This is a genomic window from Pseudomonas sp. M20 (genome assembly GCF_045037865.1).
GTDB lineage: Bacteria > Pseudomonadota > Gammaproteobacteria > Pseudomonadales > Pseudomonadaceae > Aquipseudomonas.
On the sequence record NZ_CP173611.1, the window covers coordinates 6,362,633 to 6,380,307 of the forward strand.

14 protein-coding genes are annotated in these 17,675 nt (G+C 60.0%); 13 read left to right on the top strand and 1 reads right to left on the bottom strand.

Annotated features, from left to right (window positions below):
- Positions 1-64 precede the first annotated feature (64 nt).
- From ACI514_RS28285 to trpE, 10 genes are all read left to right on the top strand, one after another.
- Entirely contained in the window at positions 65-2,458 is a 2,394-nt protein-coding gene (locus tag ACI514_RS28285; RefSeq protein WP_405122770.1) for a PAS domain S-box protein, read from the top strand.
- Between the two features lie 103 nt (positions 2,459-2,561).
- Positions 2,562-3,191, top strand: a complete 630-nt coding sequence (locus tag ACI514_RS28290) for a response regulator transcription factor (RefSeq protein WP_116028308.1) — start codon at positions 2,562-2,564, stop codon at positions 3,189-3,191.
- A gap of 318 nt (positions 3,192-3,509) precedes the next feature.
- Entirely contained in the window at positions 3,510-4,634 is a 1,125-nt protein-coding gene (locus tag ACI514_RS28295; RefSeq protein ID WP_405122771.1) for an ABC transporter ATP-binding protein, read from the top strand.
- Positions 4,635-4,682: 48 nt separating this feature from the next.
- Positions 4,683-5,726: an ABC transporter substrate-binding protein gene (locus tag ACI514_RS28300; protein WP_008085222.1), complete on the top strand. Its 1,044-nt coding sequence runs from the start codon at positions 4,683-4,685 to the stop codon at positions 5,724-5,726.
- Positions 5,727-5,907: 181 nt separating this feature from the next.
- Entirely contained in the window at positions 5,908-7,155 is a 1,248-nt protein-coding gene (locus ACI514_RS28305; protein ID WP_160059641.1) for an ABC transporter permease, read from the top strand.
- Between the two features lie 12 nt (positions 7,156-7,167).
- A complete protein-coding gene (locus ACI514_RS28310) occupies positions 7,168-7,992 on the top strand; it encodes an ABC transporter permease (RefSeq protein WP_160059640.1) in 825 nt (274 codons plus the stop codon).
- Positions 7,993-8,266: 274 nt separating this feature from the next.
- A complete protein-coding gene (locus ACI514_RS28315) occupies positions 8,267-9,415 on the top strand; it encodes an iron-containing alcohol dehydrogenase (RefSeq protein WP_405122772.1) in 1,149 nt (382 codons plus the stop codon).
- A 114-nt stretch (positions 9,416-9,529) separates the two neighbouring features.
- Positions 9,530-10,204, top strand: coding sequence for a ribulose-phosphate 3-epimerase (rpe, locus tag ACI514_RS28320; RefSeq protein ID WP_007918813.1), 675 nt, complete (start codon positions 9,530-9,532; stop codon positions 10,202-10,204).
- Complete coding sequence (locus tag ACI514_RS28325) at positions 10,201-11,019, top strand: phosphoglycolate phosphatase (RefSeq protein WP_160059638.1); 819 nt, start codon at positions 10,201-10,203, stop codon at positions 11,017-11,019. Before rpe ends, ACI514_RS28325 begins: the two co-directional genes overlap by 4 nt.
- A gap of 71 nt (positions 11,020-11,090) precedes the next feature.
- Positions 11,091-12,572 (top strand): anthranilate synthase component I, encoded by a 1,482-nt coding sequence (trpE, locus tag ACI514_RS28330; protein ID WP_405122773.1) that lies wholly within the window; start codon positions 11,091-11,093, stop codon positions 12,570-12,572.
- 174 nt (positions 12,573-12,746) lie between these two features.
- Here trpE and estP read toward each other — a convergent pair whose 3' ends face one another.
- Positions 12,747-14,654 (bottom strand): esterase EstP, encoded by a 1,908-nt coding sequence (estP, locus tag ACI514_RS28335; RefSeq protein ID WP_405122774.1) that lies wholly within the window; start codon positions 14,652-14,654, stop codon positions 12,747-12,749.
- Positions 14,655-15,062: 408 nt separating this feature from the next.
- Between estP and ACI514_RS28340 the strand changes: the two genes are divergently transcribed.
- From ACI514_RS28340 to trpC, 3 genes are read left to right on the top strand one after another with little or no spacing between them, the layout of a single operon-like run.
- A complete protein-coding gene (locus tag ACI514_RS28340; protein WP_405122775.1) occupies positions 15,063-15,656 on the top strand; it encodes an aminodeoxychorismate/anthranilate synthase component II in 594 nt (197 codons plus the stop codon).
- A gap of 9 nt (positions 15,657-15,665) precedes the next feature.
- Positions 15,666-16,715, top strand: a complete 1,050-nt coding sequence (gene trpD, locus ACI514_RS28345; RefSeq protein ID WP_405122776.1) for an anthranilate phosphoribosyltransferase — start codon at positions 15,666-15,668, stop codon at positions 16,713-16,715.
- Entirely contained in the window at positions 16,712-17,548 is an 837-nt protein-coding gene (gene trpC, locus ACI514_RS28350; protein ID WP_160059633.1) for an indole-3-glycerol phosphate synthase TrpC, read from the top strand. Before trpD ends, trpC begins: the two co-directional genes overlap by 4 nt.
- Positions 17,549-17,675 lie beyond the last annotated feature (127 nt).

Here is a 17,675-nt window from a genome sequence, read left to right on the forward strand (position 1 = left end):
CAGGCCAGAAAGTATCCCGGCAGCCTAATGGGTTGGTCAGAATTTGTCAGTGTATGAGACTTCAATGAAGCGATTTTGCTGCCTGTGGGTTATCGGCTGTTTGTGCTTTCCCTTGATGGGCTGGGCGGCGCCTGCGCCCCCGGCCCACGTTGCGCAATTGTCGGCGGGCCAGCAGCAGTGGCTGGCACAGCACAATGAATTGCGCGTCGGTCTGGTGTTGCAAGCCCCTTATGCGCAATATGACCGGCGCTTGCAGCGACTGTCCGGGGCCAACGTCGAACTGATGAAGCTGTTGGCCAAGGCGCTCAATGTCGAACTGAGCTGGCGCAATTTTCAGGATCTCGCGCAACTGGAAACCGCCGTGCGCGAGGGCGAGATCGATATCGCTCCGGGCCTGAGCCAAACTCCGAGTGCCCTGCGTCTGTGGCAATTTTCCGATCCCTATATGCGCGTGCCGCAATTGGTGGTCAGCGATCAGAAGTCCAGTGGCGTAGTCGATCTGGAGAAACTCGATAGCCACGTCCGTGTCGCTGTGCGCATGCCCAGTACCACCGCCGACTATCTGCGCGGCAACTATCCGCATCTGAACCTGCAAGGCGTGCCGCTAGAGCGTCAGGCCTTGCAGTTGCTGTTGAGTCAGCAGGCCGCCTACGCCGTGGTCGATGAGGCGCAACTCGGACGCTTGTCGGTAGAGCCGGAGTTCTCGGACCTGGTGGTAGTAGGCGATATAGGCCTGCCGCAACTGCTGCGAATCGGCTCGCGACGCGATTGGCCAGAGTTGGCCGGCATCGTGCAAAGTGCACTGCGCGCGATCCCGGCCAAGGATCTCGAGCAACTGCACAATCAATGGCTGCAACCGAAATATCCACGACTGTCGGAGTCGTCGGGGTTCTGGCAGAACCTTAGCCTGTTGTTCGCGGTGGTGCTGCTCAGTTGTGTCGCGATCGTGTTCTGGCAGCGCCGCCAACAGCACAGCCTCGAACAGCGACTGCTGGCCGCCCGGGAAGATATTGCCTTGCGCGCGGCCAGTGAAGAGGCGCTGCGGTTGACGCAGTTCTCCATCGATCAAAGCACCGTCGGCATACTCTGGGTAAACTGGGACAGCCATGTGCGCTACGCCAATCGCGCGGCGGAAGTCATGCTCGGTTATCCCTCAGGCGGATTGATCGAGCGACCGCTGATCGACTTCGAGCCGGGACTGCACATGGATCGCTGGCTCAACCTGTGGAAGCGCGCGCGGGCCAGCGAAGAAGGGCCGCTGAGTTTCGAAACCAGTTGCGTGCGCGCCGACGGCAGTGTTTTGCCTGCGGACGTGTCGCTGAGTTTCCTGCGTTTTCGCGACAGTGAATATCTGGTGGTGTACCTCACCGACGTCACCGACCGCCGTCGCGCTTTGGCGGCTTTGCAGGAAAGCGAGGCGCGTCTGCAAGGTATCGCCGCCAACGTGCCGGGGCTGGTGTTCCGTCTGGAGCGGGCGCCAGTGACTGGGCAGATCGACTTTGCCTACATCAGTGAGGGCAGTGAAAGTCTGGTCGGCTACGCACCGGCCGTTATCGCTCATCGCAACATGGGCCTGCGCAGTCTGGTGCATCCGGATGACAAAGCCAGTTACCACCGCACTCAGGATCAGGCGCTTGACACCGACAGCGACTGGTCATGGCAGGGCCGAATCCTCACGCGTCAGGGCGAGCAGCGCTGGGCCGAGATCAAGGCGATCACCCGGCAACTGGAGGATGGCGCCTACGTGTGGGACGGCATCGTCTGGGACATCACCGAAAGCAAGCGTATCGAACTGGAGCTGGCGGCATCGCGCGAGCAACTGCGCGAACTGTCGGCGCACCTTGAGAGCGTGCGCGAAGAAGAGAAGGCGCGCATTGCTCGTGAGGTTCACGATGAACTGGGGCAGATGTTGACGGTGCTGAAACTGGAAACATCGATGTGCGAACTGGCCTACGCGCAACTTGATCCCGGTCTGAACGAACGGCTGAACAGTATGAAACGCCTGATCGCTCAGTTGTTTCAGCTGGTTCGCGATGTGGCGACGGCGCTGCGACCGCCAATTCTCGATGCCGGGATTGCCTCGGCGATCGAATGGCAGGCACGGCGATTTGAAGCGCGTACGCAGATTCCGTGTCTGGTGCAGGTGCCGGACAATCTGCCGGCGCTGAGCGATGCCAAGGCGATAGGGTTGTTTCGGATTTTGCAGGAGGCGCTGACCAATGTGATGCGTCATGCCCAGGCGCATACTGTGGAACTGACGCTGGTGCTGGAAGGCGACGAGTTATGTCTGACTGTCAGTGATGATGGCGTAGGATTTGTCGCCGCTGCCGGTCGGCCGACTTCGTTTGGGCTGGTGGGCATGCGTGAGCGGGTGCTGATCATGGGCGGGCGGCTGGTGCTGGAGAGTGAACCGGGGGAGGGCACCAGTCTTAAAGTGTGGGTGCCGCTGGATCGCTAAAAGATCGCAGCCTTCGGCAGTTCCTACAGGGGAATGCGTTCAATGTAGGAGCTGCCGCAGGCTGCGATCTTTTAGCGTCAATCCAAATATCGAGGAGAGGCAAGTGATCCGTGTACTGGTAGCTGAAGACCACACCATCGTCCGTGAAGGCATCAAACAATTGATCGGCCTGGCCAAGGATCTGCAAGTGGTGGGCGAGGCGAGCAATGGCGAGCAACTGCTCGAAACCCTGCGCAGCGTACCGTGCGAGGTGGTGCTGCTCGATATCTCTATGCCCGGCGTCAACGGACTTGAAGCGATCCCGCGGATTCGCGCGTTGAACAATCCGCCGGCGATTCTGGTGCTGTCGATGCACGACGAAGCGCAGATGGCTGCGCGAGCATTAAAAGTCGGCGCGGCCGGGTATGCGACCAAGGACAGTGATCCGGCGCTGTTGCTCACCGCCATTCGCAAAGTCGCGGCGGGTGGGCGCTATATCGATCCGGATCTGGCCGATCGTATGGTCTTCGAAGTCGGCCTGACCGATGCGCGGCCGCTGCACTCGCTGCTGTCCGAACGCGAATTCTCGGTGTTCGAGCGCCTGGCTCAAGGCGCCAACGTCAACGACATCGCCCAGCAACTGGCGCTGAGCAGCAAAACCATCAGCACCCACAAGGCGCGGCTGATGCAGAAGCTCAACATCACCTCGCTGGCCGAACTGGTCAAATACGCGATGGAACACAAACTCCTCTAAACCCGCCCCCTGTAGGAGTTTCCGAAGGCTGCGATCTTTTGATCCTGCTGTTTATAAAGTCAAAAGATCGCAGCCTTCGGCAGCTCCTACAGTAGACCGCGTGGGCATATCTGTGAGCGACAGGGGCTTTTGCTTGTTCTTGCGGCTTGCAGCTCGGCGTCGCAGTTGCCGTATCCATTAGCGCCATCCTTGTAGGGCAATCCCTACCCCCAACCTTCCATCCGGCTGAGGCGATTCTCTCCTGCGCCCCGATTTGCGTGGCTGTCAGCAACCACTAGGCTTAATCCACAAGCAGTCATCAACAACAAAGGTGTGGGTATGAGCCAGGTCGATACAAACGCAGAGGCCAGTGATGTGCTGGTCAGCTTTCGTGGAGTGCAAAAGAGCTACGACGGCGAGAACCTGATCGTCAAAGACCTCAACCTCGACATCCGCAAAGGCGAATTCCTCACCCTGCTCGGGCCGTCCGGTTCCGGCAAGACCACCAGCCTGATGATGCTCGCCGGTTTCGAAACACCGACCGCCGGCGAGATTTTGCTGGCCGGGCGCTCGATCAACAATGTGCCGCCGCACAAGCGCGACATCGGCATGGTGTTCCAGAACTACGCACTGTTTCCGCACATGACCGTGGCGGAAAACCTCGCGTTCCCGCTGACCGTGCGTGGCCTGAACAAAAGCGATGTGAGTGACCGGGTGAAGAAAGTCCTCAGCATGGTTCAGCTCGATGCGTTCGCTTCGCGCTATCCGGCGCAACTGTCCGGCGGTCAACAGCAACGCGTGGCCTTGGCCCGTGCGCTGGTGTTCGAACCGCAACTGGTGCTGATGGATGAACCGCTCGGCGCCCTCGACAAACAACTGCGTGAACACATGCAGATGGAAATCAAACACCTGCACCAGCGCCTCGGCGTGACCGTGGTCTACGTGACCCACGATCAGGGTGAAGCGCTGACCATGTCCGACCGCGTCGCGGTGTTCCATCAAGGCGAAATCCAGCAGATCGCCCCACCGCGAACCCTTTATGAAGAACCGAAAAACACCTTTGTCGCCAACTTCATCGGCGAGAACAACCGCCTCAACGGTCGCCTGCTCAGCCAGAGCGGCGAGCGTTGCGTGGTCGAGTTGGGTCGTGGCGAAAAGGTCGAGGCGCTGGCGGTTAATGTCGGCCAGACCGGCGAACCGGTGACTTTGTCGATCCGTCCGGAGCGCGTCAGCCTCAACGGTTCGAGCGATCAATGCGTTAACCGCTTCTCAGGGAGGGTGGCGGAATTCATCTATCTGGGCGACCACGTCCGGGTGCGCCTGGAAGTCTGCGGCAAGACCGACTTCTTCGTGAAACAGCCGATTGCCGAGCTCGATCCTGCGCTCGCCGTCGGTGACGTGGTTCCGCTTGGCTGGCAGGTCGAGCACGTTCGCGCGCTCGACCCACTTCTAGAGGCGCATTAATCGCCCCGGCAATACCAACACCAACCCTGCACGTGGAGAGAACAATAAATGTTGAGATCCCTGAAGTTCACCGCCCTGACCCTGGGCCTGATGGGTGCGGCCAGCGCGATGGCCGCTGGCCCGGATTTGACCGTGGTGTCGTTTGGCGGGGCGAACAAGGCGGCGCAAGTCAAAGCCTTCTATGCACCGTGGGAAGCGGCGGGCAACGGCAAGATCGTCGCCGGCGAATACAACGGCGAAATGGCCAAGGTCAAAGCCATGGTCGACACCAAGAGCGTGTCGTGGGATCTGGTCGAAGTTGAATCGCCAGAGCTGTCCCGTGGTTGCGACGAAGACATGTTCGAACAGCTCGACCCGGCACTGTTCGGCAAGACTGAAGATTACGTCAAAGGCGCAATTCAGCCGTGCGGCGTGGGCTTCTTCGTTTGGTCGACCGTACTCGCTTACAACGCCGACAAGCTGAAAACCGCACCGACCAGTTGGGCGGATTTCTGGGACACCAAGAAATTCCCGGGCAAACGTGGCCTGCGTAAAGGTGCCAAGTACACCCTCGAATTCGCTCTGATGGCCGATGGTGTGGCGCCGAAAGACGTCTACAAAGAGCTGGCGAGCAAGGGTGGCCAGGATCGCGCTTTCAAGAAACTTGATGAGCTGAAGCCGAGCATCCAGTGGTGGGAAGCCGGCGCGCAACCGCCGCAATACCTCGCTTCCGGTGACGTGGTGATGAGCTCGGCCTACAACGGTCGCATCGCTGCCGTGCAGAAAGAATCCAACCTGAAAGTGGTGTGGAACGGCGGCATCTACGACTTCGACGCCTGGGCCATCCCGAAAGGTCTGGACGCCAAGCGTGCGGAAGCGGCGAAAAAATTCATCGCTTACTCGGTGCAGCCGCAACAGCAGAAGACCTACTCGGAAAACATCGCCTACGGCCCGGCCAACACCCAGGCCGTACCGCTGCTGGCCAAGGATGTCCTGAAAGACATGCCGACCACCCCGGAAAACATCGCCAACCAGGTGCAGATCGACGTCAGCTTCTGGGCTGACAACGGCGAGCAACTGGAGCAGCGCTTCAACTCCTGGGCTGCGAAATAACCGAGGGCTCGCTCTCCTGTGGGAGCGAGCTTGCTCGCGAAAGCGCCAGTACATTCAACATTGATGTCGACTGATGCGCCGCCTTCGCGAGCAAGCTCGCTCCCACATTTGGATCTGTGTGCATTAATCGATCGAGGTGGTTCGCCACCTCTGTAACGATCAAAGATTTGCGGAGTACGTCATGGCCATCGCCGTTCCTCTGACCGAGGGCAACAGCCCCACCTTGAAGCAGAAGCTCAAGCGCGCCGAGCGGGTCAACCGCTGGAAGGCTCAAGCGCTGATTGCGCCGCTGGTGCTGTTTCTGTTGCTGGTGTTTCTGGTGCCGATCGTGGCGCTGCTCTACAAAAGCGTCGGCAACCCCGAAGTAGTCGGCGGCATGCCGCGCACCGTGGCGGCCATCGCCAGTTGGGACGGCCGTGGCCTGCCCGCTGAACCGGTCTACAAAGCTGCCGGCGAAGACCTCGCCGAAGCGCGCAAAAACCAGACGCTGGGCGATCTGTCCAAGCGCTTGAACATGGAGTTGGCCGGCTATCGCAGCCTGTTGACCAAAACCGCCCGGGCGCTGCCGTTCGCCAGCGAACCGGCCTCTTATAAAGAAGCCCTCGAAGCACTCGACGAACGCTGGGGCGACCCGGCCTACTGGCAGGCGGTGAAACGCAACACCAGCAGCATCACGCCTTATTACCTGCTGGCGTCCGTCGACCACCGCATCGACGATCTTGGCGAAATCGCCCCGGCCACCCCGGACCAGGCGATCTACCTCGACATCTTCGCCCGCACCTTCTGGATGGGTCTGGTCATCACCGTGATCTGTCTGCTGCTGGCTTATCCACTGGCTTATTTGCTGGCGAACCTGCCATCGCGGCAAAGCAACCTGCTGATGATTCTGGTGCTGCTGCCGTTCTGGACCTCGATCCTGGTGCGCGTCGCCGCGTGGATCGTGCTGCTGCAATCGGGCGGCCTGATCAACAGCGGTCTGATGGCCATGGGCATTATCGATAAACCGCTGGAACTGGTGTTCAACCGCACCGGTGTGTACATCTCGATGGTGCACATCCTGCTGCCGTTCATGATTCTGCCGATCTACAGCGTGATGAAAGGCATCTCGCCGACCTACATGCGCGCTGCAATTTCCCTCGGCTGCCATCCGTTCGCCAGTTTCTGGCGGGTGTACTTCCCGCAGACCTATGCCGGTGTCGGCGCTGGCTGCCTGTTGGTGTTCATACTCGCGATTGGCTACTACATCACCCCGGCGCTGCTCGGCAGCCCGAACGATCAAATGGTCAGCTACTTCGTCGCCTTCTACACCAACACCAGCATCAACTGGGGCATGGCCACCGCACTGGGCGGGTTGTTGCTGCTGGCGACCGTGGTGCTTTATCTGATTTACAGCTGGCTGGTGGGCGCCAGTCGCCTGCGCCTGAGCTAAGGGGAGTTCGAGATGCTGAGTCCTTACATGTCGCCCATTGAACGGGCGTGGTTCTACAGCCTGCGGATTCTCTGCGGCCTGATTCTGTTGTTCCTGATTCTGCCGGTGCTGGTGATCATTCCGCTGTCGTTCAACTCGGGAAGCTTTCTGGTGTATCCGCTGCAGGGCTTTTCGCTGCAGTGGTATCACGACTTCTTCGCTTCAGCTGAATGGATGCGCGCACTGAAGAACAGCATCATCGTCGCCCCGGCGGCGACGGTACTGGCGATGGTCTTTGGCACGCTGGCGGCGATTGGCCTGACTCGCGGTGACTTTCCCGGTAAGTCTTTGGTGATGGCGCTGGTGATTTCGCCGATGGTGGTGCCGGTGGTGATCATTGGTGTGGCGAGTTATCTGTTCTTCGCCCCGTTGGGGCTGGGCAACAGTTTCTTCTCGCTGATCGTCGTGCATGCGGTGCTGGGTGTGCCGTTTGTGATCATCACGGTGTCGGCGACGTTGCAGGGGTTTAATCACAATCTGGTGCGTGCGGCGGCGAGTCTGGGGGCATCGCCGCTGACCGCGTTCCGCCGGGTGACCTTGCCGCTGATTGCGCCGGGGGTGATTTCCGGGGCGCTGTTTGCGTTTGCGACTTCGTTTGATGAGGTGGTGGTGACGTTGTTTCTGGCAGGGCCCGAGCAGGCGACGTTGCCTCGGCAAATGTTTAGCGGGATTCGTGAGAACCTCAGCCCGACGATTGCCGCTGCCGCTACTTTGCTGATTGCCTTCTCCGTCATCCTGTTGCTGACGCTGGAATGGCTACGTGGTCGCAGCGAAAAACTGCGGACTGCTCAGGTTTAAGGGCCAGATCAAAAGCTACCCCCTCACCCCAGCCCTCTCCCCCAAAGGGGCGAGGGGGAAGGGAGCAGATCTTCATGGTTATCAAAACCTTAGTTCGACTCGGTATTTCAGGTCGGTGTACTTCGAAAGTACAGCGCGGTCAGTCCCCTCTCCCTCCGGGAGAGGGGCTCTTGCTCTTGCCCTCGATGGGGCATTCACCACCTGAATAGCAGACAACCCCAAATCCCCAGCTAATCTTGTGCCCAGCTCCCACATCTATAAGAGGCTGCGCACTATGAGTCTGTCCCAGTTCAAAATCGCTCACAAACTGATCACCGGCGCCGCCGCCATCGAACAACTGGCCGCCGAACTCACACGCCTCGACATCGACAACCCCCTGATCGTCACCGACGCCGCGCTGGTCAAATCCGGCACTGTCGAGCTGGCGCTGTGCCAATTGGGCGGACGCGACTACGAGATTTTCGACCGCGTGCTGCCCGACCCGGAAATCGCCATCGTCGAAGACTGCATGCGCGTTTACCGCGAGGGCGGGCATGACGGCTTGATCGGCCTCGGTGGCGGCAGTGCCATCGACATCGCCAAGAGTGTTGCCGCCTACGCGGGCTACCACGGCGCGCTGGAAGATCTGTTCGGCGTCGATCAAGTGCCGCGCAAGGGCCCGCCGCTGATCGCCATCCCGACCACCGCCGGCACCGGTTCAGAAGTCACTAACGTCGCAATCCTTTCGGACAAAGTCGCGCAGCTAAAGAAAGGCATCGTCAGCGACTATCTATTACCGGACGTGGCGTTGGTCAGCCCGCAGATGACCCTGACCTGCCCACGCAGCGTCACCGCCGCCAGTGGCGTCGACGCACTGGTGCACGCCATCGAATCCTACCTGTCGGTGAATGCCTCGCCGATCACCGACTCGCTGGCCATCGGTGCCATCAAGCTGATTGCCAGGTCCCTGCCCAAGGCTTATGCCAACGGCGGCAACCTGCAAGCCCGCGAAGACATGGCCACCGCCAGCCTGATGGCCGGTATGGCGTTCGGCAATGCCGGGGTTGGCGCGGTGCATGCGTTGGCGTATCCGCTGGGCGGGCGTTTCAATATTGCCCATGGCGTCAGCAATGCCTTGCTGCTGCCGTATGTCATGACCTGGAACAAGATGGCCTGCGTCGAACGCATGCAGGATATTGCCGAAGCCATGGGGGTGAAGACTGCTCATCTGAGCGCAGCCGAAGCGGCGGACAAAGCCGTGCAGGCGATGACCGATTTATGCGCGGACGTGGAAATCCCGGCCGGCCTGCGCAGTTTCGGTGTCCCGGAAGAGGCGATCCCGGCGATGGCCGTGGAAGCCGCGGGCATTGAGCGGCTGATGCGCAACAACCCGCGCAAGCTCAGCGCTGTCGACATCGAGAAGATCTACCGCGCGGCGTATTGAGTCAGCGCCGCTCATCCGTCATGGCACAACCCAATCATCGCGGTCACGGTGCGCGCTTGGAAACTTGAGGTATACAATGCGCGCCATCGTGATTTAGCTCAGAAAAGGTGCGTCATGCAGCCCTTCGTAATTGCTCCGTCGATTCTCTCCGCCGACTTCGCCCGCCTCGGCGAGGAAGTCGACAACGTTCTCGCCGCTGGCGCCGACTTTGTCCACTTCGACGTCATGGACAACCACTATGTGCCGAACCTGACCATCGGTCCGATGGTCTGCGCGGCATTGCGCAAATACGGCGTCACCGCGCCAATCGACGCACACTTGATGGTCAGTCCGGTGGACCGCATCGTCGGCGACTTCATCGAAGCCGGCGCGACCTACATCACCTTCCACCCGGAAGCCACGCTGCACGTTGATCGCTCGCTGCAACTGATCCGTGAAGGCGGCTGCAAATCCGGTCTGGTGTTCAACCCGGCGACTCCGCTGGACGTACTCAAGTACGTGATCGACAAGGTCGACATGGTCTTGCTGATGAGCGTCAATCCAGGCTTCGGCGGGCAGAAATTCATTCCCGGCACCCTCGACAAACTGCGCGAAGCGCGGGCGATCATCGATGCTTCGGGCCGTGACATCCGTCTGGAAATCGACGGCGGCGTCAACGTCAACAATATCCGCGAAATCGCTGCCGCTGGTGCTGACACTTTTGTTGCCGGCTCGGCGATCTTCAATGCGCCGAACTATCAGGAAGTCATCGACAAGATGCGTTCCGAACTGGCACTGGCGCGGCCATGAGCGGTTTTGAGCAGCTGTTTCCGGGCAAACTGCCACGGCTGGTGATGTTCGATCTGGATGGCACGCTGATCGACTCGGTTCCAGACCTGGCAGCGGCGGTGGACACCATGCTGCTCTCCCTCGGCCGCCAGCCTGCGGGCATCGACTCGGTGCGCGAGTGGGTGGGCAACGGCGCGCCTGTCTTGGTGCGTCGGGCGTTGGCCGGTGGCATTGATCATGCAGTGGTGGATGACATCGAGGCCGAGCATGCGCTGGAAGTGTTCATGGAGGCTTATGGTGCCAGCCATGAGCTGACCGTGGTCTATCCCGGCGTGCGCGACACTCTCAAATGGCTGCAAAAGCAGGGCGTGGCCATGGCGCTGATCACCAACAAGCCGGAGCGTTTCGTCGCGCCGTTGCTGGATCAGATGAAGATCGGCCGCTACTTCAAGTGGATCATCGGCGGCGATACCTTGCCGCAGAAAAAACCGGATCCGGCGGCGCTGTTCTTCGTGATGAAAATGGCCAACATCCCGGCCTCGCAATCGTTGTTCGTCGGCGACTCGCGCAGCGACGTACTGGCGGCGAAAGCAGCTGGGGTGAAGTGCGTGGCGCTGAGTTATGGCTACAACCACGGCCGGCCGATTGCCGAGGAATCCCCGGCGCTGGTCATCGACGATCTGCGCAAGCTAATTCCCGGTTGCCTCGGTACGGCCGCTGGGATAACGTTGCCCGACGCATCTCAATCCCATTCTGGAAACGCCATCGTGGTGGTCACTCGCAAACTCTGGATGAAAGTCATCAAGGCCCTGGCCCGCTGGCGTTGGCGCGCCTGACTTGTTCCTGGCCGGCCTGCCGGCGCGTTTGCATACCTGACTGATTTGCCCCTCACACCACGAGGCACCTTATGATCCGCGAAGAATTCCTGCGCTTGGCCGCTGACGGCTACAACCGCATTCCGTTGGCCTGCGAAACCCTGGCCGACTTCGACACGCCGCTGTCGATCTACCTGAAACTGGCCGACCAGCCCAACTCCTACCTGCTCGAATCGGTGCAGGGCGGCGAGAAGTGGGGCCGTTACTCGATCATCGGCCTGCCGTGCCGCACGGTCATGCGCGTTCACGACCATCACGTCAGCATCACCGTTGATGGCGTCGAGACCGAAAGCCACGACGTTGAAGATCCGTTGGCCTTCGTCGAAACCTTCAAGGCGCGCTACAACGTACCAACCATCGCTGGCCTGCCGCGCTTCAACGGTGGCCTGGTCGGTTACTTCGGTTACGACTGCGTGCGCTATGTCGAGAAGCGCTTGGGCAAATGCCCGAACCCGGATCCGCTGGGCGTGCCGGATATTCTGCTGATGGTCTCCGACGCTGTTGTGGTGTTCGATAACCTCGCTGGCAAGATGCACGCGATCGTGCTCGCCGATCCTTCCGAGGCCGATGCCTTCGAACAAGGTCAGGCACGTTTGCAGGAACTGCTGGAGCAACTGCGCCAGCCGATCACCCCGCGTCGTGGCCTGGATTTCAGCAAGCAGCAATCCGCTGATCCAGTGTTCCGTTCCAGTTTCACCCAAGACGATTACGAAAAAGCCGTCGACACTATCAAGGAATACATCCTCGCCGGTGACTGCATGCAGGTTGTGCCGTCGCAGCGCATGTCGATTGACTTCAAGGCTGCACCGATCGATCTGTATCGGGCGCTGCGTTGCTTCAACCCGACGCCGTACATGTACTTCTTCAACTTCGGCGACTTCCATGTTGTTGGCAGTTCGCCGGAAGTGCTGGTGCGCGTTGAAGACAACCTGATCACCGTGCGCCCGATCGCTGGTACTCGCCCACGTGGCGCGACCGAAGAAGCGGACGTAGCGCTGGAAGAAGATCTGCTGTCGGATGACAAAGAGATCGCCGAGCACTTGATGCTGATCGACCTCGGTCGTAACGACACCGGTCGCGTGTCGGAAATCGGCTCGGTGAAGCTCACCGAGAAAATGGTCATCGAGCGTTATTCCAACGTGATGCACATCGTCTCCAACGTCACCGGCCAGTTGAAACAAGGGCTGACGGCGATGGATGCACTGCGGGCGATTCTGCCGGCGGGCACCTTGTCGGGCGCGCCGAAGATTCGTGCGATGGAAATCATCGACGAACTGGAGCCGGTCAAGCGTGGTGTTTACGGCGGCGCGGTCGGTTATTTCGCCTGGAACGGCAACATGGACACCGCGATTGCCATTCGCACGGCAGTGATCAAGAACGGCGAGTTGCACGTGCAGGCCGGCGGCGGCATCGTTGCCGACTCGGTGCCGGCGCTGGAATGGGAAGAAACCCTGAACAAACGCCGCGCGATGTTCCGTGCCGTGGCCCTGGCCGAACAAACCCCGGAAGCCTGAGCAGCTTGCGCAAAAACCTGTGGGAGCGAGCCTGCTCGCGAAGAGGCCGTGTCAGCCACCATTAATGTTGGCTGACCCAGCGCTTTCGCGAGCAGGCTCGCTCCCACAGGGGGTCATATGTTCAGCCATAAAAAAGCGGCGCCTGTGAGGGCGCCGCTTTTTTGTGCCTGCGGTTTAGAAGTCCAGAACGACCCCAACATTCACACCCTGTTGGGTAAAATCATCATCCTTGCGCAACGAGTAACCACCACGTAGCGCCAGATCCGCCGTGAGCTTGTGACTCACGCCCAGACTCAAGCGATTCAAATGACTCTGCGGCGTATAGCCTTCAAGTTTGAAGTCGTTGGCCGGCAAGGTATTGAGCGCGATGCGGACCTTTTGCACATCATCTTCGTACTCACGCTCGTGAGCGTATTCGCCAAATACCTGAGTTTGCGGGGTGATGTTGTACTTGCCCTGCAAGCCCAGCCCCAGGCGTTTCGAGTCGCGGGTTTGATCATCGAAGGTCAGCGCCGTGGCGCGGTTGCTCTTTTCGGAGTAGCCATCAACATCGACGCTGGCGTAGTCAGCGCTGACGAAGGGCGAAAGGTGCCACTCGCTGCCCGGTTGGGCAATGTCATAACCGACACGGGCACTGAAAGCCCAGAGGCTGCCATCGGTGTCGCCTTTTTCAGCCCCTTCGCTGACGCCCAGATCGAACTTGCGCTTGAGGTTGTCATAGTCGAGTTTGCCGCCAGTCAAAGCAGCGTCAGCCCACCAGCGGTTTTGCTGGTACTGGGCAAATGCCGTAGCCATGTAGCTGTTGAGTTTGTAGTCCGAATCGTTATGACCGGCCTCCAGATTCTGCCGATAGAAACCGCCCGCCACACCGACGCGCCAGGCTTCATTCAAGCGATAGCTGCCACCGATGTTGAGGTTGTAACCGCTGCCATCGGCACTGACGCCGCTGCTTTGGCTGTCGACATCCAGATGCTGGCCACCGGCGGAAACAATCGCGCGCCATTGGCCGACCGCTTGCCAGTTTTCCCAGTCCGCTTGCCATTGGTTGCGCAGTTCATCCTGATGCGCACGCACGGTGGCGTGGGCCATTTCCGGCAACAGCGTCAGTTCCCACGGCGCGGCGAGCAGGGAATAGGCGTAGTCGGAGATCAGTTTTTGCCCGGCTTCGGTCGGGTGCACGCCGTCGTTGTAGATCAGCTTGCTCGGGTCGGGTGTCGCGCTGTTGATGCCGTAACGTGCATTCTCGGTGCAGCTATTGCCACTGAAACAGGTCGCCGTGAGGTTCTGATCGGTTGCGAGGCCAAAACGTCCTGGATCGGCAAACACTTCCGACAACAGTACCGGAATGTTCAGCGGAATGACCTCGGCGTTGATGCCTTGCAGGCGTGTAACCAACTGGCTGTTGAACTGCGTGGCGAGTTGGCTGCTGAAGGCTTGCAGCGGCGTACCGTTGATGGCCGGGGTCAGGCCAACGTCAGGCAACAGCCAGACCATTACGTACTTGGCGCCGGCGGTTTGCAGGGTTTGCACGCTGTCGGCCAGTCGATCCGCAGCGGCGTTGGCTTGCGGCAGGCTGAGAATGCGACCTTGCAGGAAGTCGTTGCCGCCGCCGGAAATGTAATACAGCGCATTCGGGTCGGCGCGGAAGCCGTTGGAGGGCAGGTAACCGGCGCGGGTGCGTTCGCCGGTAGCGGATTGCGTGGTGATCGAGTCGAGGATCTGGTCGGTGCGATACCCCCCCACCGCCCAGTTGTTGCCGTCCGGCTGGCCGTTTTCGGCGCGCACGGCGGAGCTGGAAGAGGCTGTCTGGTCTGGCGAAAAGCCAAGGCGTCCGCCGAGCAACTGCGTGGAATTCAATGAATACAGCTCACCGCTGCCGTCCTGATACACCGGCCCGGTCCGGTTGGTGTAACGCTCGGTGGAGCCGGCCGGTCCGCCAGTGTCGGTGAAGGTCCCGGCATCATTGAGGCTGTCGCCAAACACAATGAAACTGGAATAAGGATTGGGCGCTGCATTGGCCTGGGCGCAGGCCAGTGCGAGCAGGCAGCCAGCCAGCGGTACAAACAACGTCTGTTTGATCATGAGCAAGTCCGTTTATTTATTGTTGTAGGTGAACGAAACGACAGTACCAAAAACTCCCGGCGTTTTGCCATCGGTCGCGAATCCTCCCCCGGTTTTATCACCCGCAGCCCCGGCCATATTGCACGCTCCGCCCAGCTAAGTTACTGTGCCGGAACGTATGAACGAGACCTTCCCCGTGTTGATCACCAGCAAACTTCTGGATCAAGTCATCAAGGCACACGCCCGCTGGCGTTGGCGCGCCTGAATCTTTTCTGCCGGCCCCGCCGGATCTGTATCGCTTTGCCTTCCTTGCCCGTTTGAAATGCCGCTGTGCCGACGCGTCTTCCTGCGTCCGACATCGTGCAGCGCCCTGCGGGCAAGTGATCTGAAGGCTGTTTTCAAATCAGAATTCAAGAGGTTCGACACGCCATGTTGCTGATGATCGACAACTACGACTCCTTTACTTACAACGTTGTGCAATACCTCGGCGAGCTGGGTGCCGACGTCAAAGTCGTGCGCAACGACGAATTGACCGTCGCCGAGATCGAAGCACTCAAGCCAGAGCGCATCGTGGTATCGCCAGGCCCGTGCACGCCAACCGAAGCCGGCATCTCCATCGAAGCCATCAAGCACTTTGCCGGCAAGCTGCCAATCCTCGGCGTTTGCCTCGGCCACCAGTCCATCGGTCAGGCCTTTGGCGGCGACGTAGTGCGTGCGCGGCAGGTGATGCACGGTAAGACTAGTCCGGTATTCCACGAGGACAAGGGCGTCTTCCAAGGTCTGAATCATCCGTTGACCGTTACTCGCTACCATTCGCTGATCGTTAAACACGATACCTTGCCTGATTGCCTGGAACTGACGGCGTGGACCCAGCGCGACGACGGTTCGGTCGACGAAATCATGGGCCTGCGTCACAAGACCCTGAACATTGAGGGCGTACAGTTCCACCCCGAGTCGATCCTGACCGAGCAGGGTCATGAACTGTTTGCCAACTTCCTCAAACAAACCGGCGGAACGCGCTAAGGACTTCCCATGAATATCAAGACAGCCCTGAGCCGTATCGTCGAACACCTCGACCTCAGCACCGAGGAAATGCGCGATGTGATGCGCGAAATCATGACTGGCCAATGCAGCGATGCGCAGATCGGCGCGTTCATGATGGCCATGCGCATGAAGAGCGAGAGCATCGACGAAATCGTCGGCGCCGTCTCGGTGATGCGTGAGCTGGCCGATCAGGTTGACCTGAAAACCCTCGACAGCGTGGTCGATGTCGTCGGCACCGGTGGTGATGGCGCAAACATCTTCAACGTGTCGACCGCTTCTTCCTTTGTTGTCGCCGCTGCCGGGTGCACCGTCGCCAAGCACGGCAACCGCGCGGTGTCGGGCAAGAGCGGCAGCGCCGACTTGCTGGAAGCGGCTGGCATCTATCTGAACCTGACGCCGGTTCAGGTCGCCCGTTGCATCGACAACGTCGGCATCGGTTTCATGTTCGCCCAGACCCACCACAAAGCCATGAAATACGCCGCCGGCCCGCGCCGCGATCTCGGCCTGCGTACGCTGTTCAACATGCTCGGCCCGCTTACGAATCCGGCCGGTGTGAAACATCAGGTAGTGGGCGTATTCAACAAGGCGCTGTGCCGGCCATTGGCCGAAGTCTTGCAGCGTTTGGGCAGCAAGCATGTGCTGGTGGTGCACTCGAAGGACGGCCTGGACGAGTTCAGTCTTGCCGCGCCGACTTTTGTCGCCGAGCTGAAGAACAACGAAATCAGCGAATATTGGGTCGAGCCGGAAGACCTCGGCATGAAGAGCCAGAGCCTGCACGGTCTGTCGGTCGAAGGCCCGGAAGCCTCGCTGGCACTGATCCGTGATGCTCTCGGCAAGCGCAAAACCGAAAACGGCCAGAAAGCTGCCGAAATGATTGTCCTCAACGCCGGTGCCGCGCTGTACGCCGCCGACGTGGCGAGTAGTTTGAAACAGGGCGTGGAGCTTGCGCACGACGCCTTGCACACCGGTCTTGCTCGGGAAAAACTCGAGGAGCTGGGTGCCTTTACCGCGGTATTCAGAGTGGAGAATGAGGGATGAGTGTACCGACGGTTCTGGAAAACATTCTGGCGCGCAAAGTTCAGGAAGTCGCCGAGCGTAGTGCTCGCGTCAGCCTGAGCGAGCTGGAAAGTCTGGCCAAGGCGGCCGATGCACCCCGTGGTTTTGCCCAGGCATTGCTGGCGCAAGCCAAGAAGAAGCAGCCGGCGGTGATCGCCGAAATCAAAAAGGCCTCGCCGAGCAAAGGCGTGATCCGCGAGAACTTCGTTCCCGCCGACATCGCCAAAAGCTACGAAAAGGGCGGGGCGACTTGCCTGTCCGTACTGACCGACATCGATTATTTCCAGGGCGCCGATGCGTACCTGCAACAGGCCCGGGCCGCGTGCAAACTGCCGGTGATCCGCAAGGACTTCATGATCGATCCGTACCAGATCGTCGAAGCCCGTGCGCTGGGCGCCGACTGCGTGCTGTTGATCGTCTCCGCACTGGATGACGTAAAAATGGCCGAGCTGGCCGCTGTCGCCAAAGGCGTCGGTCTCGATGTGTTGGTCGAAGTGCACGACGGTGATGAACTGGAACGTGCGTTGAAAACCCTCGACACGCCGTTGGTCGGGGTCAACAACCGCAATCTGCATACCTTCGACGTCAGCCTGGAAACCACCCTCGACCTGCTGCCGCGTATTCCGCGCGATCGTCTGGTGATTACCGAGAGCGGCATCCTCAACCGTGCCGATGTCGAGTTGATGGAAATCAGCGACGTGTACTCGTTCCTGGTCGGTGAAGCGTTCATGCGCGCGGAAAATCCGGGCACTGAACTGCAGCGACTGTTCTTCCCGGAGCGTGGCACTTCGATCAGTGGTTCGACTCTCGACTGATTCGCTTCAGACCGAGTCGACGCCATCGCGAGCAGGCTCACTCCTACAGGGGAACGCGTTCCAATTGTAGGAGTGAGCCTGCTCGCGATGAGGTACTAGAAATCCCCAAAGATTCCAGATCTGCCGG